The following is a 491-nucleotide window of genomic DNA, read 5'->3' on the forward strand; positions in this document are numbered from 1 at the left end:
AAATGAATAACGTTGGTACGTCACGGTGGCAGGCCTAATCAGTATCTACCTGACATTAATGTATATCAGTTTGTATTAATTGTCTTGTATCAGTTAAATTTATATTTACCAATGTGCTGGACAGGTGGTTTTTAAACCCTGCACGGTAGAGTTAGTCGTCTATGGTTGAGATTTCAGAATCGCTTCGGTCTGTTCATAGTGTCACTCTCGAAGAAAGAAATGGAGAGTACGTTCTTGAGGTCCCCTCTGACCAAATCACGCACGACACTCTTTCAGCTGGTGAGACATATCGAGTCGCAATCTTAGACACGGTCACTACGCCTGTGGAGACAGAATCTACACAGAAGCAGGATCAACCGGTCACCCCGCCAGTCACTCAGGGAGAGATTCGGCGGGTTACTATCGAAACAGTCGGCGATCAGGGTGACGGAATTGCCAAAGTTGATCGTGGCTTTGTGGTAATCGTGCCTGAGGCCGAACCAGGCGATGAG

Annotated in this window: 1 protein-coding gene; it reads left to right on the forward strand. The window is 46.8% G+C overall.

The annotated features are described in order from the left end of the window. Nucleotides 1–161: 161 nt before the first annotated feature. Nucleotides 162–491, forward strand: a 330-nt coding sequence (locus DEQ92_RS22155; RefSeq protein WP_115821794.1) for a TRAM domain-containing protein, incomplete at its 3' end; no start/stop codon positions are given.

Origin of the sequence: Haloferax sp. Atlit-6N (genome assembly GCF_003383195.1) — an archaeon.
Classification (GTDB): Archaea; Halobacteriota; Halobacteria; order Halobacteriales; family Haloferacaceae; genus Haloferax; species Haloferax gibbonsii.